We start from the raw sequence: 23,801 nt of genomic DNA on the forward strand, positions 1-23,801 counted from the left end.
GGAGTTATGTTTGGTCGCATTAGTTCAGCAGGTTACGTCAGGCAAGCCCTAAATGATATTACCGCAACCAGGGAAACATTAGTGGATTTACAGAGAGATATTTCTACGGGTAAACAAGCTCAAACCTATGATCAATTAAGTAGCCAGGGCAAGCTAGAAAGGGTGACTTATCTGGAAACTGCGTTGACTCAAAATGATACCTATACCCGCAATACCACTATTATTAAAGCACGTGTTACCCAGATGTCGAGTGAGGTCGATAATTTGCAAAATTTGGCTTCGGATTTGCGGCAATTGATCGTATCGGCTCGTAATCCCGTAGAAGGACAGGTCTTACCCATTAAGCAATTAGTATTTGAGAAACTTCAACTCATTGCTGATGCTTTAAACAGCAGTATGGAAGGAAGGCATTTATTTGCCGGATCGAAAACCAATATTGTACCAGTGGTCGTGGATGAAAATGGTACGAACATAAACGATGATGGGACTCCGAATAATAGTTATTATCGTGGCAACGATACGATATTAAAAGCGGATGTCGATAATGGTGTATCCATGCCGTATAACGTTACAGCGGATAATCCTGCTTTCCAAAGTTTAATAGCGGCCGCTTATAAAGCCATGGAAGTTGGCGATAGTGGCGCTGTTAATGCCAGCCAGCGCGACGTTCTTTTGGTGCAATCGCTCGATTTAATTAATCAAAGCATCAGCCAGCTGCAAAACGTATCCAGTAGCGTCAATAGCAATTTAGTGGTGTTACAGGATCTGGTTGATAAACACACGGATGATGGTTTATTTACAATATCGCTGCTTTCGGATGAAACCGATACGGATATTGTGAATACATCCATTAAAGAATCCAGTTATGAGACGGTGCTGCAAGCATCATTTCAGGTATTTGCCCGTTTAAGCAAACTTACCTTATCGGATTACCTCTAATCAATTAACCAATGTATAAAAGGAGAAAATTATGGCTAAAGAAGCATTGAGAATCACAGAGACAAAAACAATTGAAAGGCAGGCATCTGCACCTGAAGCATCTGGTTATGTGCGTACACTTAATACGCGTTTTGGCGAAGTAACCGTGGATGTTCGTAAAGCCTCTTATTATCCGTATGGATTATTAGGGTTTGCCGATTGTCACCAGTTTTGCTTGACGCATATTCCAAGCCAGCAATCCAGTAATTTTAAATTATTGCAGGCCACCGAAGAGGACGCCGTTTCCTTTATCGTATTACCCATCACTAAAGAGAATCCATTTATTGCTGCTGAGGATATTAAAAATACCGCAGAAATCCTTGGCATTAAAGAAGAGGATCTGGCGATTCTACTGGTTGTATCGTCTTCGCAATCTGAAGAACAAAGCCATATTGGAGTTAATTTGCGCGCGCCGATCTTTATGGATACTACGCGTAATCTTGCTGTACAGTATGTATTTAGAGATAGCAAGTATCCCGTTTCGTTTAAGTTAAAATAATATATTTTTCGTAGGAAGCACTAGTAGGCCAATAAGCAATCTATTGATCTATAATAATTATTGTGCGTCACGATAACGTTTTGTCATCCTCAGCCCACTTGGGCTGGGGATCGTGCTGCTTCACCTTCGGGTGTATAACCCAGGGCAGAATCGGACTTGGATTGGGAAGGTGAAAATAGTGGAATAACCAAAGAATGGGGGTACCGAACGAATGTCCGATACCCCCGGTGACTATAATAATATCAGAGGTTTGCACTTCAAACTTGAATGTGGCCCAGACCAGTCTATTAGAATCTAACTTCATACTCAAAATTAGTTTTTAATTCACCATTGGGTGCGGCATTTGAAATGCCAAAAAGATAACCAACATCATATTTAAAATGGCCAATTTTTCCATAAATGGTAGGTCCAAATTGATGTTCCTGTTCATCGTAGGAAAGATTTTCGTCAAGCACGCCAAAGGAGCTGAATAATTCGACGCCAGGCTCAAACCATTCCTTATAGCGGTAGCGAGTACTCCAGGCTAGGCCACCCTCGAGATTTTCTGCATGGGGGCCGACCTCCTTTTCGAGAATGAGGTTCGCCAGATTTTGAAATGGGCCACTATTTTTTGCTAATAATAATTTGGCTTCAATCGTATCGGGCGAGTGTGACTCGAGTGTCTTTTCGTAGGCAAGGTAGAAACCTACATCTAACCAGTATTTACCAGGTTCAGTAAGTTGAAAACGGTTTTCCCATTCTATATCGGTAAAATTGAGATGGTCATCGTGTTGGCCAGATTGTTCAAAAACGCCATAAAGCTCAGTAGCCCATACATGATTAACACCATAACCAATAGCTAGTTCATGGCTTTGCGCACCATCAAGCTCTGCGTCTTTACGATCAAATTGGTATTGCGCATGATATTCAAGTTCCAACTCACCTGCTTCAACGTAGGGAGTATAGACCTTTTTATTAGCAAAAGCTGGACTTGCGACCAACGCTGACGATAGAGCTAACACGGTTGTTGCTAGTAAAGGAGAAGAAAACAAATTTTTCATATAATAACTCATCACTAAAAATATATACTACTTAACAATAATCTGACCTTTGGCTATCTCTTTGTGAAATTCACCAAAGAAAGGATAAGAACCAGCTTTAAGTGGGCCAACAAAAATTGAAACTTCGCTGTTTCCCTTGATGATTTTTTCGCGGTTAAGTTCATAACTTTCAAATTCTTCAGGAGTAGCATCCTGATTTTTAATAACAATTTTCACTTTCTTACCAGCGGGTATTTCAAGTGTTTCTGGTGTAAATTTATGGTCTTTGATATTCAGTTGATAATCTTGTGCGTAAGCTGAGACCGAAGACACAAAAACAAATAGTGAGGTTAGGATTAGTACTTTTTTCATATAGCTCCTGTTAATGCGAATCATTATCAATAGCCGTTTATAGCACTAGATTTAATGATACGCAAGCGCTATTTCATGGCCTGAGCTCGATTAGAACCCTGTAAGTTAGTCAGAATAGAATTTTCCTTGACTAACAATGTTAGTCGGTGTTAAGTTTATTGCTAGTGATAATCATTCGCATAAAACGATAGAAGGAAGGCAATTTATGATCAAACAACGGCTAAGAACGGCAGTTATCGCCAGTGTTTATACCTCATTAGCGGCCAGTGCATTTGCAGCTAATGCAGCTCAAAAAGGGGATGGCGCACCTTCGAACCGATATGTGCAGGTTAATTTAGTGGCTAATAAAAGAATATACGGTCCGCAATTAACGGTGGAACCTAACATGATGAATGCCTGGGGTATTGCTATTCGCCCTAAAGGTTCGGGGGGGCATTTTTGGGTTACGGCTAAAGATGTTAGTTATCAATATGTTGGAGATGTTTCCGTATCTAATGATATTGACTTGCAAAAGCTTTCTATCACGGATGTGCCCTATGTAAAGCTTCCGGTAGGTGGTGATGATGCATTCGCTACCAGTGTTGTTTTTTCTGGTAGCACCGACAATTTTGTGATCACACAGGAAATCGACGGTGTTGAACCGGTGACGGCCCCTGCGAAATTTTTGTTTGCGAGCGATGGAGGTATTATTTCGGGATGGACTGAACGCAAAAAGGACGATGCCACATTTGACCGCTCAAAAGTAGCAAAAACAGTGATTGATCAATCAAAAGAAGGTGCTCAGTTTTTTGGTTTAGCCTTTAATGCCGCGTATGACCGGTTATATGCAGCCAACTTTGGTAAAAATCCCAAAATTGAGGTGTTTGATGGACATTTCAAACCGCTTGATATTGCGTTCGATACACCGTTTGATGAAAATGAAAACGGCAAAGTCGATCCAGGTGAATATGCACCCTTTAACATACAATCGCTGACCACTCCCGATGGGGATCATCATATTTTTGTGACCTACGCTAAAACAAAATTGTGTACCCCAGCGGGGATTAAAGAGGGGGCATGTAAGAAGGGTGAAATTTTTGCCGGAGAAGAAGATACTTCCAAACCAGGGCAGGGACGAGTTGTCGAATTTAACGAGGATGGCAAAATGTTGACCTTATGGAAAGATGCTGGCCATCTATCAGCCCCTTGGGGAATGGCCTTTGCTCCAGCAAATTTCGGTGCGTTATCTGGCAAATTATTGGTAGCCAATTTCGGCAGCGGCGATATCGCCGCTTTTGATCCGCAAACCCATCATTTTGTGGATGTTGTGCGCGATGCCCAAGGCAAACCGGTGAAGATTGATGGAATTTGGGGATTGTTGTTTGGTAATGGTGTAAGCTTGGGCGACGCAAATGCGCTTTATTTTACTTCGGGGCCGAGTGATGAAAAAAATGGAGTATTTGGCAGCTTGCGGCCGGTGAAGAAATAGCGGGAAAATGGGTATAACAATTGAGGTACTGCTCCAATAGGTGTTATGCGTTAAAAAATAATACCCATGTGTTATTGTACTATGTTCACTGCAAGAGGATGCGATGCAAACACGATAAGAGTATATAGCATTGTTAATGGGGGGGAGCGGTGCCGATCTTTTTTATTTTGATAAGGAATCTACCAGAAGCATTATCACAGATTTTTCCGAAGGAATGGACCATATATCCATTGATCTATACGGTTATGACACGTTAAATGCGATCCTTTCCCATATAACCCAAACAGAAAGCGGCAGTGTAACGATTGATCTTGGTAATGGAAATAGCATGTTGCTGCAACATGTAACGTCACTCTCTGCGGAGGACTTTTGGTTTCAAACAGTGTAGGGCTTCCGATTCTATTATTTGCTGCCTGTAGTGGTCGCGTTTTTTACGATCCGATCGATAGCCTGTAAATCTTTAAGTAATGCCTCAATCTGATCAAGCCGTACCATACAAGGTCCATCGCTGGGGGCATTATCGGGGTCTTCGTGGGTTTCCATGAACACGGCGGCTACGCCAACAGCAACAGCTGCGCGAGAAAGAGTGGAAACGAACTGGCGCTGGCCACCGCTTTGCCCACCTTGCCCACCTGGTTGTTGCACGGAATGCGTGGCATCAAAGACAACCGGGTAACCGGTTTGTGCCATAATAGGCAAAGCGCGCATATCGGAAACGAGGGTGTTATAACCAAAGCAGGTACCGCGATCGGTGAGCAGAATCTGGTCATTCCCGGCATGTTCTATTTTTTGGACTACATTATCCATGTCCCACGGGGCAAGGAACTGGCCCTTTTTGACATTAATGACTTTTCCGGTGGCGGCTGCTGCAATCAACAAATCAGTCTGACGACAAAGGAAAGCAGGAATTTGCAAGATATCAGCGGCTTGTGCAACGATTTCGCATTGGCCTTCATTATGAATATCTGTCAGTACAGGGCAGCCATAGGTTGAACGCACTTCGGCAAAAATGGGCAATGCTTTTTCAAGGCCTAGCCCGCGTTTGGAACTACTGCTGGTGCGATTGGCTTTATCGAAAGAGGTTTTATAAATAAAAGAAATTCCTAACCTTTGCGTAATTTCGGTAAGGGCATGTGCCATTTCGAGTGCGTGCTGACGTGATTCTAATTGGCAAGGTCCAGCGATCAAAGTAAAGGGAAGGGAATTAGAGATAGTTACATTTCCCACATTAACTATTTTCATGTAGTCCTCCATGCTTTTTAGCGTATACAGCGGCTGCGGCCACAAACGATACAAAAATCGGATGAGGATCAAACGGGCGCGATTTCAATTCCGGATGGAACTGTACTCCCAAAAACCAAGGATGTCCTTTGAGTTCGATGATTTCGGGCAAATGACCACTTGGCGACATTCCAGAAAACACCAATCCCGCTTTTTCCAATGTTTCTTTATAATTGATATTAACCTCATAGCGGTGACGGTGACGTTCGCTGATATCATGAGATCCATAAATTTTAGCAGCCAGCGTCCCACTGGTAATATGGCAAGGATAAGCACCTAAGCGCATGGTGCCACCTAGATCGTCGCTGTCGTTGCGGGTTTCGAGCACGCTGCCACGCATCCATTCCGTCATTAAGCCAACAATGGGTTCATCGCCATCAGTCACTTCAAATTCACTTGAAGTTGCAGATTTAATACCAGCCAAGTTCCGTGCAATTTCGATCACAGCCAGTTGCATACCAAAACAAATACCAAAATAGGGAATTTTATGTTCACGCGCATAGTTGATGGCCGCAATTTTTCCACTGCTTCCTCGTTCACCAAATCCACCTGGGACTAACACGGCGTGGACGTCTTTCAGTTGTTTCAATAACAGTTTTTCGTCTTTAGCGGTATCCGATGCTTCTAACCATACTAATTCCACTTCAAGGTGGTTGGCAATGCCACCGTGAGAGAGAGCTTCTATCAGTGATTTATACGCGTCTTTCAAGCCGGTATATTTACCAACAATGGCCACTTTGACCGTAGGTTTAGGTGATTTAATCGCTTTAACCAGTTTATGCCATTGCTGCAGGTTAAGTTTTTTATTGGACGCCATGCCCAAATTTTTAAGTACCTGGATGTCTAACCCTTCCTCGTGATAGCGTATAGGTACTTCAAAAATGGATTCAACATCAATAGCTGGAATAACGGCTTCTTCAGCGATATTGCACATCATGGCAATTTTACGGCGCTCTCCATCAGGTATTGGCCTGTCGGCACGACATACCAGAATATCGGGTTGGATACCAATCGAACGTAATTCCTTAACAGAGTGCTGTGTTGGTTTGGTTTTTAGTTCCTTAGCAACCGCAATATAGGGAACCAGGGTTAAGTGCATAAAGATAACGCGTTTGCGTCCGAGCTCATAACCTAATTGGCGGATGGCTTCTAAAAAGGGAAGACCTTCAATATCGCCAACGGTTCCACCAATTTCGCACAACACAAAGTCTGTGCCTTCGGTATCTTTGACAACAAATTGTTTAATAAGATCGGTAACATGCGGAATCACCTGCACGGTTCCACCCAGATAATCACCCCGACGCTCTTTTGACAAGAGGGTAGAATAAATCTTTCCGGTGGTGACATTGTCACTGCGTCTGGCATCAACACCTACAAAACGTTCATAGTGACCAAGGTCAAGATCGGTTTCGGCGCCGTCCTCTGTTACGAAGACTTCCCCATGTTGGAAAGGGCTCATAGTGCCTGGATCAACATTCAGATAGGGGTCAAGCTTGCGTAGCCTGACAGTATGACCGCGCTCTTGCAGCAACGCTCCCAAACTGGCGGAAACGATGCCTTTACCCAGTGAAGACACGACTCCGCCTGTTATGAATATAAAACGGGTGGTGCTTTTTTTAGTGGACATAATTCCTCCTACTCAGAGATAGGCACAGATGTTTGGTCTGGTTGCTGATTGGGTTTTTCATTGTTTTTAGGAGCTTCCGCAGGATTAACCGGTACGTCACTTGGTGCAGTAGTAGAGCCACCTGAGGTTGCAGGAATGCCAGACCCATGAGGAGCAGAAAGAGGCACATTCGCCCCGTGCGGCAAGCTGCGAGCATGAGCAGGTGCTTGCTGATCATATTGATCAACCAGCGAAGGAGCATGGGTGCCTAAGGTTGATAATTTTGCCAGAATCAGGCTGTTAACCAGGAAAATAGTGGCTAAAATAGCGGTGGTGCGGGTAAGCAGATTTTTGGATTGTGCTGATGATAAAATACTGTGGCCGCTTAATCCACCCGATCCCAAACCGCTCAATCCGTCATTGCTGGTGCGCTGTACCAGAATCACGATAATCATCGCAATAACAGCCATAATTTCAACAACGAAACCCACCTTGGTTCCGTACAGCATAAGAATCGTATTGAGTGCTTCCATAAAAAACAAATTTCCTAGAGAGTTAAATTAAAAGGTTAGTGATGACATATGGCGGTATCGACGGCCTCCATGATACTACAAAAAGGAGACGCTTGCAAACTCGATCCACCAACTAACAGGCCATTGACGCCTTTGATACCAAGTATGTCGGCGGCATTGTCAGGTTTAACGGAACCACCATAGAGAATAGACACAGCATCAGGGCTAGCAAAAAGGCTGGCTAAATGTGATCGAATCGCCTGGTGAATAGCTTGTATTTCCTCGCAATTGGGGACATTACCAGTACCAATGGACCAGACCGGTTCATAGGCAATAATGGTATTTTGATGCGTAGAAGACGCCGGCAGGCTTTCCTCTAATTGTTTAAACACAACATCCTGGGTGCGTCCTTGTTGGTATTCATCCTGTGTTTCGCCAATACAGATCACGGTTATAAGCTTTGCTGCATGTGCAGCGGCTGCTTTTTTATGGATCAGATGATTGGATTCCTGATGATAATTACGTCGTTCAGAATGCCCTAAAATAACATAGCGGCAGCCGGCATCCACGAGCATTGAGGGGCTGATATCACCAGTAAATGCGCCAGATTCTTCAAAATGGCAATCCTGCGCTCCCAGCAGCAGCGGCGCAGTTTGCAGCGATGATTTAAGGGTATGCAATAACGTAAACGGTGGGCAAATAACAACATGCGTATGTTTAGGCACAGGATGGGATTGGATGCTCTGCAGTAATTCTTTGGCTTGTGTCGTGGTGCCATTCATTTTCCAATTGGCTACCAATATAATAGGCGATTGCGAGGACATAAGAGGGAAACCATAACAAAAAATAATACATAAACGTTTGCGAACCATACCATGAAAGACGAATTTATCCTAGGTTTTTATTCAGATTATCGTCGCTGCTGTGGTTCTAGAAATATCCCTTAAAACTAAGGGCAACATCTCCTGACATCAACACATGGTTATTGGTTTTCCATTCAACAACAATATCGCCTCCGGGAAGGGAGATCGTTGCTTTTTTTGCCGATAATCCACGCCGTGAAGCTGCAACTAAGGTCGCACATGCACCTGTTCCACACGCCAGGGTTTCACCTGATCCACGTTCCCAAACGCGCAGTAAAATACGGTCTTCGGTTAGGATCTGTGCTATTTCAACATTGATTTTTTCGGGAAAGAAATGATTTGTTTCAACTTTAGGGCCCCACGTTGCTAGATTGAAATGATCAACATCATCACGGAAAAAAACAATATGGGGATTGCCCATACTGACAGCTGTCCCATCAACTAGCGGGCCAATTTCGACTGGTACATGGAGGGTATTGCATTCCTGGCGAAGTGGAATTTCGCGCCAATGTAATTTTGCTTCGCCCATATCAACTGTAATAAAGAGGGGCTCGCGTTCACGAAAAACGTTTAACAGTCCTGCAATGGTTTCGATGCTTGCCTGACCTTGTTGTTTTTCTTCCATCATCAAGTAGCCCACGCAGCGTGAAGCATTGCCGCAAGCGCCAGACTCACTACCATCTGCGTTATAAATGCGCATAAAACAATCGGCCTTTTCACTTGGCTCTATCACAATAAACTGATCGCAGCCAATTCCGGTACGCCGATTAGATAAAGCAGGAATACGGTTATGGAAACCAGAATAAAGATTCTGGCGATTATCAACGATTACAAAATCGTTCCCAGTACCATGCATTTTAAGGAAAGCAACATCAGTCATGAACGGTAACCTTACATTAAATTTAACAGATATGCGTTTGGGATATGGAGTGTGGTAATAGACATGGATAGCATGGAATTGCGCTGGTCGCGCAATCGGTGTTGTGCTGGGTTCTCACCCTTTTAAAGCAGCATGAGCCTGCGGCTTTAAAAGGGTGAGAATGACGGAGTTTTGGGGCGTCATCCTCGGTTTTTAGATAAGTGGTGAGCCGTAGGCGAGCGCTCATCTGAAAACCGGGGAACCAGCGCAATTCCATGCCGGTAAAATGTATCACTAAAGTTTTTAGGGGGCAAGCAGTTTAGAAATAGGCGTACTGCGTCTAAAAAACGATTGCCCAAATGGATGATTTTATAAGAGAAGTGGAGCCCTGTGGAAAGGCAGGGCCCCTATGGAGAGTATCGTAGAGATACGATGCAGATATATACAATTACAAATAATAAGTCAAGCAATAAATTGCTGGCATACGGATAAAACTCAGATTTAACGATGAAGCTGCTAGCCAACGTAAATGGACCATTGCTTCACCGTGCAAGAGGAGTGAGTTCTATCAACATTAATCAATTGCCGGTTGCAAGCAATGAAAGCTTGACTCAGATAAAGGAAATATGATAAAACTAAAAGGTTCAAATTTTTTGTTTAATCTATTGATTCTTTAAGGGGGTCATTCCATTGGTTCAAGTTGTAGTCAGTTATAATAACGTTGATCAAGCTATCCGCAAATTGAAGAAAAAACTTCAATACGAAGGTCTGCTGCGTCAGATGCGTTTAGGCCGCTACCACGAAACTCCGTCGCAAGAGCGCAAGCGTAAGCAGCAGGAGTCTCAGCGTCGTATCCGCAAATTACAGCGTAAAATCGTTGATAAGAACGAATAATTAAGTGACTCCCCTTCTGTACAGAAGGGGAGCGCCGCGCCTTGTTTTACTTGTAAGCGCAGGCATTAAATCATCCTATTAAAAATACTCACCCAATCCCTGTGTTATTCTAGGGAGGTTTTTTTGACTATAACTTCATTCACTTCAGAGTCTTTGCTGAGTATGGATTGTGAGTATAATTATATTTTATTGTAAATGTTTTTTTTATTGGTTAATGGTTTTATTTGGTTGATCTTAGTATGCTTATAACTAAAATGTGTTTTTTAGTTTGGTTCTAAAGGAGTATACTATATGCCATTATCACCCAGACAGCGCCAACAGGTACGTTCTGTCATTGAACCTTATTTGGATGATGTAAGTGCTGAAGATATTATTTCGTTGATTGCCTTATTCAAAGGTGAATCCGTATCTAAAAAATTTGAAACGCTTAGCACTCTCTTTAACCACCCCGGTTTGATTGGGAATCTGATAAATAGTGAGCATGAACAAAACCGTCCCACTCATAATGAAGTACGAAAAGTCATGTTTGAGTATGTGTCCCGTCAGGTAATCAAAATTACAGCGAGTGAAGAGTGGGACCCTGTTTCATTGTCCACGCATATCAACGATAGAGTAGATGCCGCATGGCCGGTGAATCGGTTAGGGGCTGGCCAAAAGGAATTAATTCAATCGGCCATCGCACATTATTGTCCAATGAAGGAAGATGGGTGTACGAATGAAGAAATGGGTGAAGCTATAAGCGGGATGACGCGTGCGTTATCCACTAAATTGCCTGAAACCGACGATATGCATTGTCTAAGTGATCTATTCTATGAACCATCAACTCTATACCGCATCACAGACATAGGTGGAGCAGTAACCAATGGCGAAGTGCGTGAATATATTATTGTTTATCTTAACCAATGCGTGAATAAACTTGTCCAGGAGACTGGCTGCCAGGAAAACAGTCATCTGTGGAAAGTGACAGAGCTTTTGGAACATGCCCGGTCATTGGATGATTCGTTAGCGATAGTGAGTAAGGTTGAGGCTCCTCCAGCAGAATTTGATCCAGCGGCTTTTGACAGTGATGATAGTGATAGCGAAGAGAACGAACGACAGGTTGAACACCAGGATTTAACCTATATTCAGAGCTGGCAAAACCGCTTAAATATACAAAGATTAATATTGGCGGGTATCATACAAAATCGAGAAGTAACAGATTTGATTCGTGAAGAATTTCGCGCGCCCAATCAACGATATGCCATATTGGATATCGTTTCCAGGAGCTGGTGCGCAGACTTAATGTTATCTAATCCTCCTGGTTTAACAGTCGAAGAATTAACAGATTTGTCCCTACATCAACTTAAGGCGTTGGAATATGGAATTACAGTTGGGCAGGCAAAAACTATAAATGATCACCAGTATGATGGTTTGTGTTTAGGTCTGACCTATGATCAGGTTATGGTGCCTCATTTTGCTAGTTTAACAGTTGTTTTTCTTCGAATGGCTAGGGAAAGAAATGAGCAATTAGATGTGGCCTATAACTTGATTGCTCGATTGCAGGAAGATCAGATTATCGGTATTAGCATTGGCTTAACGCGTGACCAGGTTCTGTCCGATGGCTATTTGCCACATACATCTAGATGCATAACTCTTATTGTGAGAGGCGGTACTCCTCAAATGACTCAGCAATGCTTCGAAACGATAAAAGGACTTACCATTATACAATGTGAGGCAATTATTAGTTTTGGTTTAACGAGGGATCAAGCTTTATCGTTTACGGATAATATGTATATACATCTTTTTGCAAAATTAACCCGGCGTGCGGGGCTTTCAAAGGACATGGCTTTGGAACAGATTCACGAACTGAGCCCCCTACAAGCTGAGTGCATGTATAAAAAGGATTTCACTCGTGAACAAGTCATAGATAAGCATTTGAAGGATGAGCATTTAAAGCAGCTGCTGGAAGGCGAGGATTACGACACGGTTTTATCCAGGGCTAAAGAAGGTAGTCGATCGCACGCCAGTACAATTATTGCTCGAAGGTTGAATCATAATCAAAATCGGGATTTGGGTTCTTGTTGAGGTATGTCATGACTTCCTTTCTCTAAAACTCCCTTGATTTTTTTCAGTCATCTTCTATAGTCTCTCAACTCAATTAATTCCAGAGAGCTATTATGAAATTGACGCGTACTGTTAAGTCTATTCTGAAAAACTATGAAAGTGATAATCCAGGAACACTGACCAATCTCTCACGTATTTTGATGAGTGGTAAGTTGGGTGGAACGGGTAAAATGATTATCCTTCCTGTTGATCAGGGATTCGAACATGGTCCGCATCGCAGTTTTTTAGCCAATCCTGCTGCGTTTGATCCTCAATACCATTTTCAATTGGCTATCGATGCAGGTTTGAATGCGTTTGCTTCGCCGCTTGGTATGCTAGAATGTGGAGCTGCAACTTTTGCAGGATCTATTCCGCTTATTTTAAAAATCAACAGTGCTAATTCTCTTTATAGAGGCGAGCAACCTGACCAAGCTGTAACAGCAACCGTTCATGATGCGTTGCGCCTGGGCTGTTCAGCGATTGGTTTTACCATCTATCCAGGATCGGATTATTCCTATGATATGATGGAAGAATTAGTGCAATTGGCTGCAGAAGCTAAATCCTACGGGCTTGCCGTCGTGGTGTGGTCGTATCCGCGTGGCACAGGCTTGAGTAAAGATGGTGAAACGGCTATGGATGTATGTGCGTATGCGGCACATATGGCTGCATTGCTTGGTGCGCACATTATTAAAGTCAAATTACCAACAGAACATCTGGAGCAAGATGAGGCTAAAAAAGTCTATACGGGTAAAAATGTTCCAATCAAAACATTGACCGAGCGTGTTCAAAATGTGGTGCAATCCTGTTTTAATGGCCGTCGTTTAGTGGTGTTTTCGGGTGGTGCCAGTAAAGATACTACATCACTCTATGATGAAGCGCGTGCCATCCGTGATGGTGGTGGAAATGGTTCGATTATTGGTCGCAATACCTTCCAGCGTCCGCGTGAAGAAGCCCTTAAATTACTTGCCGATATGGTGCAGATTTATCAAGGCCGCCAATAATTGTGACGCAAGAGACCGCAACGCAGCTTTATCTTATATCTCCTGAGGATTTTCAGCTTCGGATCTTTGCTGCTGAGCTTGAGAAGGTCTTAGCTACGGGGTGTGTGTCTGTGTTTCAATTACGGCTTAAAGGTAAGTCTGACCAGGATATTATCGTGGCTGCCCAGCAATTGCAGGCACTCTGCCGCGATCATCAGGTTTCGTTTATTTTAAATGACCGAGTTGATCTAGCGGCAAAAATTCATGCTGATGGTGTGCATTTAGGGGCGGAAGATGGCGCTGGCAAAGAGGGCGCTGTTGCTGATGCTAAAAAAAAGCTAGGTAAAGATGCTATCGTGGGGGTTAGTTGCTATGATAGTAAAGACTTAGCAATGCAGGCGGCAGAAGACGGAGCTGATTATGTGTCCTTTGGTGCCTTTTACGCATCGCCCACCAAGCAATCAAAAGGCAAGCCGACGCTTGATCTGCTGAAATTTTGGTCTACCTACACCATCATTCCCTGCGTAGCAATTGGTGGTATTACCAAGGATAATATCGGCGAGGTTTCTCAAGCCGGTGCCGATTTTGCTGCCGTCATTTCCTGTGTATGGAATAATCCATTAGGACCTGTGGACGCAATAAAGACCTTGTATCAGGCAATTTCTTAACGCCAAATGGGCACATCTTACTCTTTTTCATTGACTTATTAGCAGATTGAATAAGAATACAAGGTAGTTTTAAAGTCATACAGGATTACTTGTGCAGCCCCCCAAATTTTTCATGAAACAATGTTTACTGACGACCGCATTAACCCTTGTTCAGGCGACGGCTTATGTAACTGTGGGCCATGCACAGGAAGGGCGACAAAATTTTGCTGATTATCAATCCTATTATAATCAGTTGCCGCCAATTGAAATCCATATGGAAGTGCTTGATAAGTTAAAGGCATCGGCTCCGGTTCCTGGGCAGGCAGTTCCTCCTTCTATGGCTCCGATGTCAGGGCAGTTTTCTAATCCTAATCAGCTTCAAGGTTTGCCCGCCGGTAACGCTCAACAAGCGGGTGCAAATGTAAAACAAGCATCGGCTGCGAGTGACGTTCAACCCGTTTCAGAAGATGCTGGTTCGAAGAAAAAGTCTAAATCAAAGAAAAAATCCAGAAAGAAAAATCACGAACAACCTACGCGTGATGAACAGCCTCAAGTGGTTAAAAATGATGAGCAACATGCGCCTATCCAAAGTAAGCCGCTTGAACACTTGCCTATCCCTCCTGGATCTCGCCCCGTTCCTATGACAGCTCCAACCATGGGGCAGGCAGTGCCTCCAGTGGGACAGCCGTTTGGCCAGCAACCAATAGCATCTATGGGGCAGCAGCCAATGCCGCCAGTGGGACAATCAGGTGGTCAGCCTCAGCAGCCTTGGAATACACAACAACAAGCACCGTTGATGGAGAGGCAACCATTACCTCCTGTAGGACAGCCTCAGTGGCAACAACCAGTAGCACCCACCGTGCAACAGCCAGTGCCGCCAATGTCTCAGCAGCCAATGCCTCGCAACAGCCAGCAGCCAATACCTCCGATGGATCGCCAGCTGGATCGCCAGCCTATGCCTCAGCAGCAAATGTTACCGATGGATCGTCAGCCTACTATCCCTCAACAACAGATACCTTGGAGTGGCCAGCAACAGATGCCACCGATGGATCGCCAGCCAGTACCTCAACAGCCGATGCCGCCGGTGGGATATTCACAGCAGGCTCCGGCGAGCAACTATCCAATGCAACAACCTTATTCTTCGCAAGGTCAACAGGGATATCAACAAGCTCCTGCTCCTCAATCATGGGTTAACCAGCCATCGTCTCAACGTGGCTTAGCGCCGGTGGAACAGCCGCGTGAAATCGGAAGTGTGCCTATGGCGCCTGCCGCTCCAGAAAAAATAGACCGTGCTTCAACAAAACAATCCGCTGAGAACACAGGTTCGTCTGAAGATTCTCAATCGACGAGACGTCATAAGCACAAAAATCCTTCTAAACAGAGAGCCTCTGAAAATGCCCCGTCTGAATACAAGGCTCCTCAAAAAGTGCCTGCGTTGCAAGAACCGGTAGCGATGCCCGAAGAGGTGCCACCAGTATTAGCTCCGGCTCCTGCTGAAAAAACATCTAAGAAAAAGGCTCATAAACAGCCTCAGGGAGCTCCTCAACCTGTTGCAGCACCATTGCCAATTCCTGCTGCCATGCCAACAGTTCCTGCGATGCCTATGCCTTCAAAACCTGAAATTGACTTGCCGCAAGCGCCTGCTCCTAAGGCTGCGGCTGTTAAGCTTCCTGCTCCTCCTGTCAAAGCAGAGTTACCTAAATTAGAGACGCAACCATCCAAACCTGCGGCTAAACCGGTCGCTAAAAAGGAAGATATCAAAGCTGTAGCTAAACCGGTGGCTCAACCGCAAGAGCCTTCAGGGGCAGTACCTGTTCCTGATATCGATGAATTGATTCAGGGCAACGCGAATGTGCCACAAGGCCCAGGGGCTAAACCGGCTGTTAGATCGGCTGTTCCTGCTATGGATATGCCTACGGTCACTTCAACTTCCCATGAAGATAATTCGCTTTCAGTGGTGAATAAAAATGATGTAAAATCGCAGCCTGCGCTTGCTGTCGTTAATCCTTCATTGCCAATTCCTCCTAAAACGGTAGCAGAGCCAGATTTTGCAATGCCACCTCTGGCAACTCCCGCCATTACCGCGCAGGTTCCGTCTAAGCCCAAAACAACACCTGTTGCAAAACAGCCTCAAGCAAAAGTGGCGACATCGTCTAAATCATGGGTGCCAAATTGGGTGCCATTTGTGGGGGGAGATAAAAATTCTGTAGCCAATAAAGCTAAGGAAACGAAGCCTGCTAACGTTTCTCCTAAAAAGGAAACAAAGTCTGCTATGCCTTCGGAACTTCCCAAACAGGGATTGCCACCATTGCCGGTTCCATCGGGTGAGGGAGCTGCGTTGCCACCACCACCATCCATTGCCGGTAATAAACCACCTTTGCCGGTGATTGAATCATTACCAGACCTTAATTCGATTCCAAGTCCTGGCAAATTAACAACGGACAAAACGGCACGTCAAACTACCGCTCACGTTGCCACAGTTACTCCCAGAAACGCTAATTCTTTGGATATACCGGCATTGCCAGTCGTCCCGAAAGAATCGCTGACAATTCCTAAACTACCAGATTCAGCACCCGCCAGTGATTTGCCAGCGCCTGTATCCACACTTTCAGCTAAACCCTCGATGTCGATTGCTTTCGGTAAATCTTCGACTGTGTTAAGCACGGAAGCAGAAAGCCAACTTAAAACGACAGCCCAATCACTTTCTAGAACAGGGCAGCGTGTGAAGTTGATGAGTTATGCCAGTGTCGCTGGGCAGTCTGAGGCGTATGCTCGTCGGATTTCCTTGCAACGTGCGATTGCTGTTAGAAACATCCTTACCCAAAATGGAGTGGATGGTGCGAAAGTAAGTGTCCAGGTCGTTGGTGAAGATCCTAGCAATAAAGAGAGCGATCGGGTTGATTTACTAAAAGTGAATTAGAATCCCAATGTTCCTTGTTTGCCTGACTCGTGGATGAGGAAACAATAGTGCTTGAAAAATAATCCCTAGAACGGTTAAGATGATAACAAGGGATTATTGGGGGGACTATGGGGGATTCAACGTTACCAATTACACAACATCGCTATATCCAAGAATTTCAATGCTTAACAGATCGTTGCCCTGATACATGCTGTAGTGGCACGTGGGGTATGCAGATTGGCGATCGGATAGTTGACCTTTATCAACAAGCAGCTCCTGAGTTGCTTGATATGGTTAAAGAACATGAGAATGGCTTAAAAGTAATCGCGTGTGATACGGCAGGAAATTGCAGCCAGTATGATCAGGGTTTATGCCGAGTGCATGCCAGCTATGGTGAAACATTTCTGGGAGATGCCTGTTATTTTTATCCGCGCATTGTTCGCACCGTAGGTGGTAAGCCGCTGATGATGGGGGCTCTTTCGTGTCCAGAGGTAGCACGGCTGGCACTTTATACTGAACAGCCTTTTCAGCGCTTAGAAGGTCAGATTACCCGTTTGCCGGAGAATGTGAAGGACATTGTACCCGACCCTTTGAATCGTAACAATGTGTTTTCTATTCATGATTTATGCTTAACCATGGTTGAAGATACGAGTGTAAACGCTGATTTTTCAGCACTTCGTTTGTTATCAATTGGATTATCATTGGATAATTTGGCTGTATCGATGTGGCCAGTGGCATTGCCTTTTTATATTAGTTCAGTCGACCAACGTTTGCAATTATATGGTATTCAAAAAAATCGAAAATCATTTAAATATGAAAAGATAATAGCGCTACTTCATTTTTTGGTTCATGCCAAAACATCACCAAAAGTAAAGCAGTTATTCTGTATTTTAGAAGATATCGTTTATCGTTATCCAGGCAATAATCTGGATGATGAGGTGGAGGCTGTATGGAGCCAGGAAGCTGGAGAGCAAGGGGAGAGGGTACTCTCCAGATGGCTGCAAGCAACGGTCGTGACGGATAATTTTCCTTTTGCTGGGATTGCATCATCAGCAGGAGATCGAGCCAGATTGATCACCATCCGTTATTTTGTCTTAAAGGGAATATTGCAATTATTGACTTACAAACAAGGGGGCTTCATCGATGCTGAAGAGGTGATCGTTGTGGTTTATCGGATGTCTCGTTTGTTTGACCATTTATCAACGGCTGATTACCTCTTGGATAGTTGTAAAAAACTAGGTATTTACCATTTCGATGACCTTGCATGTTTATTAGAGTATAACCGTGAATTGGCTTGAATAGACTTTTAGATGATTGTGCAGTATAATAGCCCCCTTTGACATCGGAGATACAGAAATAACATGACCCTTAATTTTAATAAACTGAAAGACCAGCTATTATTTGTACCGCTTGGCGGATCTGGCGAAATTGGAATGAACCTAAATTTATATCATCATCAAGGGAAGTGGTTAATCGTTGATATCGGAGCTGGCTTTGCAGATGAATATTTTCCTGGGGTGGATATGCTTGTTCCCGATATCACTTTTTTGGAAGGAATCCAAAAAGATATCGTAGGAGCTGTCTTTACCCATGCCCACGAAGATCATATCGGTGCTGTACAATATGTGTGGGATAAAATTAGATGTCCTATTTATGCGACTCCATTTACAGCGGCATTGCTCAGAGAAAAACTGAAAGAAGTTGATTTTGGCAAAGAAGTGAAAATCAATCTGGTCCAGCCTGGATCAGCCTTTTCCGTGGCTTCCTTTAATTTAGAATATGTACAGCTTACGCACTCTGTGCCAGAAATGAATGCTATTTTTATTCGTACCGCCCAAGGCAATATCCTCCATACAGGAGACTGGAAGTTTGACCCTAGGCCGGTTGTTGGGCCCAGTTCGGATTTTGATAAACTTAAACGTTTTGCTGATGAAGGGGTACTCGCCCTGGTAGGCGATTCTACGAACGTCTTCAAAAAAGAAGCGTCTGGTTCAGAAGGTGATTTGGAAGAAAGTATTTCCAACTTGGTTAATGGTGCTAAAGGATTGGTAATCGTAGCAACGTTTGCCTCTAACGTAGCCAGGATTGAAACCATTGCCAAAGCGGCACAAAAAGCAGGCCGTCGACTCATGGTCGCTGGCCGTTCGATCCATCGTATTGTTAAATGCGCTAAGGAAACAGGTTATTTGCGTGATGTGCCTGAGTATTTGGATGAAAGCGAATTTTCGAAGCATAAACGTGAAGATCTGCTGATTTTATGCACGGGGTGTCAGGGAGAACCACGGGCGGCTCTAAATCGTATTGTTGGTAATAGCCATCGTAATATTAAAATCAAAAAAGGCGATTCGGTTATCTTCTCTTCCAAAATTATTCCAGGAAATGATAAGCGTATTTCATGGTTAATGAACCAGCTTGCTCGTTTAGGGATTGAAGTCATGACCGAACGTGATCATTTTGTGCACGTATCGGGTCACCCATCGCGTAATGAATTACAACACATGTATGAACTTGTTCGTCCGCATGTCGCTATTCCGGTACATGGTGAAGTGGTGCATATCCACGAACATGCCAAAATGGCACTTGAATGGGGAGTGCCCCATGCTGTCCAGGTTGAAGATGGTTGTGTTGTCCGTTTAAGCCATGAAAAAACCGAAATTATTGGCCAGGTTCAAGCCCGTCAATTGGCGCTAGATGGTCATACCTTCCTACCAGGTGATAGTGCTGTTATGCGGATGCGCCGTAAAATGAAACGGGAAGGCATAATCATTGCATTCCTGTCGATCACCTCGCGTGGTGAATTACTAGGCGATGTAGTCCTAACCGCTCCAGGCTTACTGGATAAGCGTGAAGATAAAGATTTAATATTGGATATTGCTGAAGAAGTCAGCGTAGCCGTGACGAATCAATATCGCGGCAAGAAAAATCTGGATAAACCTTTCATTGAAAATATAACGAAAGGAGTTATCAATCGGATGATTCAGGAAGAAATTGGAAAATCGCCGGTGATAGAAGTTCATATTCAAGAAATTGATTAATTATTGATACCTTGCCTATGCCCGTTTTTCACGATCAAAAAACATTGCCTTACTCGCCGATACAGGTCTTTGAGTTAGTTGCTGATATTGGCAGTTACCAGGATTTTCTCCCCTGGTGCAAACAATCGCGGATTATAAAACGGGAAGGCAACATGGCTGTAGCAGATTTGACGATTGCGTTTAAAGGATTTTCATCGATGTATACGTCGGAGGTGTTTTTTATACCACCGACTGTCACCACACCAGGTGAGGTAAAGGCTATTTCTATTAATGGTCCTTTTAAACAACTTACGTCAACCTGGTTCATTGCTCCTGATCCTGCGGGAAGTCTGATTGACTTTAGAGTTGAATTTACCTTCAATTCAGGATTATTGGAAGCAATGCTTGGTGGGGTATTTACACGTGCCCAGGAAAAGTTGATTGCCGCGTTTTTGGAACGAGCACATACATTATATGGCTAAGGCTCAATCCATCACAAGCTAATGAACCAGGCCGCATAGGGTTTAATGTTCTGGTATGTTTGTTGATGTTTGGGTTAAATATGCCAACAATATTCCCTGCTTCTATAGACTTTAGTATCCTCGTTGCTGGCTGCAAATAATGGAGGCAAAACGAAAATGAAAACGTTTTAGTGCGCAAGATAGGGTAGTAACTGGTTGTTAGGCGTGACGGGCATGCAAACAAGCCATGTAAGTTACATGGCTTGTTTAAGATTCATAAGTTTAATCATCTATTATACGGAGCGGTTCCCCCTACTTTCCCAGCGTTCTTTTTGATGTTGCTCGCATACATGTTTTTGAGCTTCTTGAAGCATTTCCTTAGGGTCTTTTTTCATTTTTTCACAAACTGACTCAAAATTACCAAGGGTCAAACATACATACGACATACCACGGAACTTTGTTTTTTCAGGCATATTATTGCCAATCTGAGGAATCGTAATCGTTATATTTCTTCCTTCTTGCCCGAATGTCTCTCTAAAGAAATTGATAAGTTCTGATCGGGCTTTTTCAGCACCCTCACCTTTATTCTTTAGTCTTATAATAAACTGATAAGGAACAACAATATTGTTGGTCTTATTAGATAATTGTTCAATAGCCTGTTCATACTTTTTAAGAGAAAAATCCCTATTAACCGACGTAACCCATTGATCATTGACTTCTTTGCCTAGATCTAATGTTTCATTCAATGTGACAACCATAGGCTGGTTTTGATACTCAACCTCCTGTGATAAACATTGAATTTGAAAATCAACAGTATCGTTAAAGGCTAATTGTTTTTGATGCGGTCTATTCTCTCGTGCATTCAGTTCTGCGGCACGCTCCCTTAGCAATGCAAATTCATAATCCTTCATAATTTGCGTTTGCACCTTAAGTGATAATTTTCCTAAACTTCCGAACTCAATATGAGGAAAAATTGCGTGCGTAAACGAATAAATAAGCTCGTCTTTACAAGTGTCTCTCTGCAATACAACTTTCTTGTCATTAACAGGTATATCCTTCGCAATTTTAGATGGGTCTTTAAGATTCACTAAATATTTATCTACCGTCTTTTTTAAATATGTATCGATCGTACCAGGACAGACTTTTTCAACAAAATCAACAGGAATGATAATTCTCATATCATCACCTGATTCTAACTTATATACTTTTGTGAGGTTTTTTAAATAACGTAACCGTTCTCCTTGCGTGGGCCGCAAAATAACATTTTTAGCATCATAAAAATGCTTCCTATTTTCTCTGGCTTCAATTATTTCAATGTGACTTTGATGCTGTTGTAATACAGTTTTGGCCTCTTCTTGTTTATTGTGAACGAGAAGTGCAAAACGATTTAAACCAGAAATAATTTCATTATTTTGGTTAACAATAATCGTTTGATTGCGTGATGAAGCTATGAAGGGGTCCGAAATCTCAATGTTTTTAAATGTTTCAAGTAGAGCATTATATTCGTTTTTAGACGCTTCGGGAATCAGAATAAGCTTTAAAGGCATATTAGACAATTTTTCATACGTAAGTTTGTACGTCCTGCCATCGTCATCAGGAGGGAAAATATTGATATTCCGCTTTGTCCAGCCTTCCTGTATTTTAGGATAGGCTTCCTTGTATTCACTGACTAATTTAAATAAGCTTGGAAAATCGCGGGTTGATAAAAGCGGTTCAAAGAAAAGTATCTCTAGACATTTATCGAAACTATCTTGGGGATTGTTTTCATTTCGTAGTTTTCCTACTGCAGGATGCTGCATATGAGCAATTGTCGGCAATCCTAGATATTGGGAAAATAACTGGCGCAAATTGATAGTAGTAACCTCTTTGATATTAGCGGTAACCTTCTTTTGGAAAGAGTACTCAAGATCAGATACTGCATTTTTTCTTGGCTCCATGTCATTGCTTTGTGTCAGCCTTAATATTTCGACCGCATCATCAATATTAATGGTACACAAATTATTATATGCACTTATAATATCATGCGTATGTTGACACTGTAGAATATCTGCCATGTCGCTAATAATATGTTTTTCAAACAATGTTTTTAGTTCCTTCAAGTGTTTACCCAGTTCTCCTTCCTCTTGCGAGTAAGATTTTTTTAATGTAGTACGTGGCGTGGCTGAAAATGTGCATAATTCATTATTTTTATCCGAAAGCATCTGCTTAGGATCGGTTGAAATTAAATATTGTTGAATATTGTTGATTAATTCTAATACTGTATCATTTTTTACACTTTGTTTTAAAAGAAAATTTTCCAATATAATCAGTGCATGAGAGAGGGGTAAATCACCTAATTTTTCTATTATACCTTTGCTGCCATTTGCTTTAAATTCAAAGACAGTTAGCAATTTAGGATGGATAAATGTATCGCTGATATCGTGAGAGAATTTACTTAAAACACCTATTTCTTCAACACCGTTAAAGCATCCAAATTGTGTAAAAGCGGTGGCCATATGCAAATGTTGTTTGTGTGCCTGAGTTGACTGCGTTTTAAATGCGGGATGATTAGCAATGTCAGCGGCTGTTTGTGAGATTTTAGTATGGCTTGGATTTTTTTTACTAGAGACTTTTATTTCAAGTTTTCTACCTTTTGCATACATGCGTTGGCAATACGAAACATCTCTTAGTAAGTTAACAAAGCGCGTATCAAAACCTAAATAATTTTTTAAAAAATGTTCAGTAGAAGCCGGATTAATAATCAGTTGAAAACTATATTGACGGCTGGTTTCGTCATATTCCACCAGTGGGATAATAAAGGACGCAGCTTCTTGCATTTCCAGTGTTCGGTAAAATCGGGCCGCTTTTTTTACATCGTTAAAGATAAGTGTAACGCTTCCCTGGTCAAAACGAACCTGAATATCCTGCTGTACCAACTCGGCATGTTTTTGACAGATAACTAATTGAATAGAGCCATTTGGCGTTCGGTCGATCCAATGATTATCATCAAAAATCTTTCCGTGATTAACTTTACTTTTGAATGAGCCTTTTAGGGAACGAACTACTTTGTTAGCTTTTTTGGCACTCTCGGTGGAAAAAGGATTTTTATAGGTTGACTCAGTAATATACTGTTGATTTTCAGGATTTTCCCAACTTGGATTAAACAATGAATAACTGTTCTTTGACATTTTATACTCTCCTGTGAATTTTATTTATGACATGCTATACCCATTAGAGATAATATTCAATTCTTAAAATATTCATTGATGATAAAGTTAAATACACTTAAGAATTAAACACACTTAACTAAAGGTTGCCTCAGTAGAAATAAACGCCGGGCCTGTTGTGAAATGAAGGGAGACAACGTACGATGTTTGTTAACTGACAA

20 protein-coding genes are annotated in these 23,801 nt (G+C 42.8%); 12 read left to right on the forward strand and 8 right to left on the reverse strand.

Annotation, left to right across the window (positions count from 1 at the left end):
* The first annotated feature begins 6 nt into the window (after positions 1-6).
* Both IPP74_09330 and fliW read left to right on the forward strand, forming a co-directional pair.
* Positions 7-939 carry a hypothetical protein gene (locus IPP74_09330; GenBank protein MBL0319469.1) on the forward strand — a complete coding sequence of 311 codons (933 nt, stop codon included), beginning with the start codon at positions 7-9 and terminating at the stop codon, positions 937-939.
* A gap of 31 nt (positions 940-970) precedes the next feature.
* On the forward strand, positions 971-1,477 hold the full coding sequence (fliW, locus tag IPP74_09335) for a flagellar assembly protein FliW (protein MBL0319470.1): 507 nt from the start codon (positions 971-973) through the stop codon (positions 1,475-1,477).
* Between the two features lie 287 nt (positions 1,478-1,764).
* Here the strand turns inward: fliW and IPP74_09340 are convergent, their stop codons facing one another.
* Together IPP74_09340 and IPP74_09345 are read right to left on the reverse strand one after the other, a co-directional pair.
* Complete coding sequence (locus IPP74_09340; protein ID MBL0319471.1) at positions 1,765-2,517, reverse strand: hypothetical protein; 753 nt, start codon at positions 2,515-2,517, stop codon at positions 1,765-1,767.
* Positions 2,518-2,544: 27 nt separating this feature from the next.
* Positions 2,545-2,868, reverse strand: a complete 324-nt coding sequence (locus IPP74_09345; GenBank protein MBL0319472.1) for a cupredoxin domain-containing protein — start codon at positions 2,866-2,868, stop codon at positions 2,545-2,547.
* Positions 2,869-3,073: 205 nt separating this feature from the next.
* Here IPP74_09345 and IPP74_09350 point away from each other — a divergent pair, with 205 nt between their 5' ends.
* Both IPP74_09350 and IPP74_09355 read left to right on the forward strand, forming a co-directional pair.
* Positions 3,074-4,336 carry a TIGR03118 family protein gene (locus tag IPP74_09350; GenBank protein MBL0319473.1) on the forward strand — a complete coding sequence of 421 codons (1,263 nt, stop codon included), beginning with the start codon at positions 3,074-3,076 and terminating at the stop codon, positions 4,334-4,336.
* 136 nt (positions 4,337-4,472) lie between these two features.
* Positions 4,473-4,724: a hypothetical protein gene (locus IPP74_09355; protein ID MBL0319474.1), complete on the forward strand. Its 252-nt coding sequence runs from the start codon at positions 4,473-4,475 to the stop codon at positions 4,722-4,724.
* 14 nt (positions 4,725-4,738) lie between these two features.
* Here IPP74_09355 and kdsA read toward each other — a convergent pair whose 3' ends face one another.
* The 5 genes from kdsA to IPP74_09380 form a co-directional block, all read right to left on the reverse strand.
* A complete protein-coding gene (gene kdsA, locus IPP74_09360) occupies positions 4,739-5,578 on the reverse strand; it encodes a 3-deoxy-8-phosphooctulonate synthase (protein MBL0319475.1) in 840 nt (279 codons plus the stop codon).
* Positions 5,565-7,244, reverse strand: a complete 1,680-nt coding sequence (locus IPP74_09365) for a CTP synthase (GenBank protein MBL0319476.1) — start codon at positions 7,242-7,244, stop codon at positions 5,565-5,567. The genes kdsA and IPP74_09365 overlap by 14 nt, the downstream gene beginning before the upstream one ends.
* Before the next feature lie 8 nt (positions 7,245-7,252).
* Positions 7,253-7,756: a preprotein translocase subunit SecG gene (gene secG, locus IPP74_09370; GenBank protein MBL0319477.1), complete on the reverse strand. Its 504-nt coding sequence runs from the start codon at positions 7,754-7,756 to the stop codon at positions 7,253-7,255.
* Positions 7,757-7,791: 35 nt separating this feature from the next.
* Positions 7,792-8,559: a triose-phosphate isomerase gene (locus IPP74_09375; GenBank protein MBL0319478.1), complete on the reverse strand. Its 768-nt coding sequence runs from the start codon at positions 8,557-8,559 to the stop codon at positions 7,792-7,794.
* Between the two features lie 106 nt (positions 8,560-8,665).
* Positions 8,666-9,478 carry a diaminopimelate epimerase gene (locus IPP74_09380; protein MBL0319479.1) on the reverse strand — a complete coding sequence of 271 codons (813 nt, stop codon included), beginning with the start codon at positions 9,476-9,478 and terminating at the stop codon, positions 8,666-8,668.
* A 663-nt stretch (positions 9,479-10,141) separates the two neighbouring features.
* On the opposite strand from IPP74_09380, the gene IPP74_09385 reads away from it, so the two are divergent.
* The 8 genes from IPP74_09385 (at position 10,142) to IPP74_09420 (ending at position 20,455) form a co-directional block, all read left to right on the forward strand.
* Entirely contained in the window at positions 10,142-10,351 is a 210-nt protein-coding gene (locus IPP74_09385; GenBank protein ID MBL0319480.1) for a 30S ribosomal protein S21, read from the forward strand.
* Positions 10,352-10,642: 291 nt separating this feature from the next.
* Positions 10,643-12,415 carry a hypothetical protein gene (locus IPP74_09390; protein ID MBL0319481.1) on the forward strand — a complete coding sequence of 591 codons (1,773 nt, stop codon included), beginning with the start codon at positions 10,643-10,645 and terminating at the stop codon, positions 12,413-12,415.
* Between the two features lie 92 nt (positions 12,416-12,507).
* Complete coding sequence (locus IPP74_09395; protein ID MBL0319482.1) at positions 12,508-13,434, forward strand: class I fructose-bisphosphate aldolase; 927 nt, start codon at positions 12,508-12,510, stop codon at positions 13,432-13,434.
* Positions 13,434-14,081 carry a thiamine phosphate synthase gene (thiE, locus tag IPP74_09400; protein ID MBL0319483.1) on the forward strand — a complete coding sequence of 216 codons (648 nt, stop codon included), beginning with the start codon at positions 13,434-13,436 and terminating at the stop codon, positions 14,079-14,081. The genes IPP74_09395 and thiE overlap by 1 nt, the downstream gene beginning before the upstream one ends.
* A gap of 91 nt (positions 14,082-14,172) precedes the next feature.
* The gene (locus tag IPP74_09405) at positions 14,173-16,980 is read left to right on the forward strand and encodes an OmpA family protein (protein MBL0319484.1); all 2,808 of its coding nucleotides are present in this window, start codon (positions 14,173-14,175) and stop codon (positions 16,978-16,980) included.
* A 107-nt stretch (positions 16,981-17,087) separates the two neighbouring features.
* Positions 17,088-18,257 (forward strand): flagellin lysine-N-methylase, encoded by a 1,170-nt coding sequence (gene fliB, locus IPP74_09410; protein MBL0319485.1) that lies wholly within the window; start codon positions 17,088-17,090, stop codon positions 18,255-18,257.
* 63 nt (positions 18,258-18,320) lie between these two features.
* Positions 18,321-19,994, forward strand: coding sequence for a ribonuclease J (locus IPP74_09415; GenBank protein ID MBL0319486.1), 1,674 nt, complete (start codon positions 18,321-18,323; stop codon positions 19,992-19,994).
* Between the two features lie 17 nt (positions 19,995-20,011).
* Positions 20,012-20,455, forward strand: coding sequence for a type II toxin-antitoxin system RatA family toxin (locus tag IPP74_09420; protein ID MBL0319487.1), 444 nt, complete (start codon positions 20,012-20,014; stop codon positions 20,453-20,455).
* 272 nt (positions 20,456-20,727) lie between these two features.
* On the opposite strand, the gene IPP74_09425 is transcribed toward IPP74_09420, so the two are convergent.
* Entirely contained in the window at positions 20,728-23,601 is a 2,874-nt protein-coding gene (locus IPP74_09425) for a hypothetical protein (protein MBL0319488.1), read from the reverse strand.
* Positions 23,602-23,801 lie beyond the last annotated feature (200 nt).

Source organism: Alphaproteobacteria bacterium (assembly GCA_016722515.1).
Taxonomy (GTDB): Bacteria; Pseudomonadota; Alphaproteobacteria; order Rickettsiales; family JADKJE01; genus JADKJE01.